The following is a 1,398-nucleotide window of genomic DNA, read 5'->3' on the forward strand; positions in this document are numbered from 1 at the left end:
GACCCGCCGCATCAGCGCGCGGAATGCCTCGATGGAGAGGCCCGTGCGTCCCGGATAACGCGCCGCCTTCTCCGGGTTCGCCAGGTCCTCCTCGATATCGGCCAGGTGGTCGTTGAAGGCGACCACGCCGATGGTGCCGTCGGCGATCAGCGGCGCCACCTCCTTGAGGCCGTCATGATTGTGCACCTCGAAGCGCAGATGCAGATGGGTGTCGCAGCGCAGGCGGCCGCGCAGGTCGCGCAGCGCCCCGGCCAGGGCCAGGAAGGTCTCGCGCCCGCGCAGCCCCGGCTCCCAGGAATAGGTGACGCCGTGCAGCGCCGTGGTGATGCCGAAGCCGGCCATCACCCGGTCCGCCTCGTCCAGCGCCAGCGCCGTCGGGAACCGCACGCCCGGCCGCGGCATCAGCGACCGCTCGAAGGCGTCGCCATGCAGGTCGACGATGCCCGGCAGCATCAGGCGGCCGCGCCCGTCGAGCCGGCCATCGGCGGTTCGACCCTCCGAGCCCGCGATCTCGGCGATGCGCCCCGCCTCGATGCGGATTACCGCCTCCTCGAATCGGCCATCGACCAGCGCCCGGGCGCCGACAATGGTCAGCGAGGGGGCGGGCCCGCGGGCCGGTGAGGGCGCCGCGGCGAGGCCGGCCGTCCTGTCGTTCATGATGGAACCTTCAAGCATGCGTGCATGGGCCCGGGATGATCGCAGGCGCCTAGACTGAGAGACCGTTTGGAAACGCTACTGGCGCGGCCGTCTGACGGCGGCTTCTCCGCTTCCGGTGCTCACACACAAACGTGCGCTGCGCTCCGGTTCTCGAAACCACCGCCAGCCGACTCACGCCAGCGCATTTCAAGACGATCTCTTAGCCCTTCCTTGTGGCAGCTTTCTTACAACCGATCGAGGCTGGCCTGGAATGCGGGCAAGGCAGCGCTGCGCCATCCGGAGGGCGCCTGGCATACGCGCCCAGGAAGCACCCGAAATTCGGGCGCGCCCCGATCACGGGACGCCGATGGCGCGGGGCCGGGGACCGCGCGTCCCCTTGTCCGGGGCAGGATCGTCGCGCCCGGTCAGGCGATAATGATCGGCCAGCGTCTTCAGCCCGTCCTCCAGCACCCCCATCACCCGGTCGCGATGGCGCCCCTGCCTGCCGGCCACGGCCGAGACGTCCTGCTCGTGGCAGCACACCGCCTCCACCACCGCGCCGACATGGGCGCCGAGGCAGCGCAGCGCCGATCTATAGGCGCGCAGGGCTTCGAGCTGGACCTCGCCCGGGGTCAGCACCATGCCGGAGCCGCGGATCCCGGGCGGCAGCTCGCCGTCGCGGTCCTGCACCCCCAGCACGCCGATCTCGAACTGGCCGCGCAGCCGCTGCCCGGCGGAATGCATGCGCGGGCTGATCGAGCC

General features: G+C 71.2%; 1 protein-coding gene and 1 pseudogene. Both read right to left on the minus strand.

Annotated elements, in window-relative coordinates; genetic code table 11:
• Positions 1-657: pseudogene (locus P409_RS34320) on the minus strand (hypothetical protein); the annotation flags it as partial.
• Between the two features lie 333 nt (positions 658-990).
• Positions 991-1,398 (minus strand): DUF6456 domain-containing protein (locus P409_RS39730; RefSeq protein WP_238578846.1); only part of this gene is annotated, 408 nt, incomplete at its 5' end.

Origin of the sequence: Inquilinus limosus MP06, from assembly GCF_000767795.1 — a bacterium.
Lineage (GTDB): Bacteria > Pseudomonadota > Alphaproteobacteria > DSM-16000 > Inquilinaceae > Inquilinus > Inquilinus limosus_E.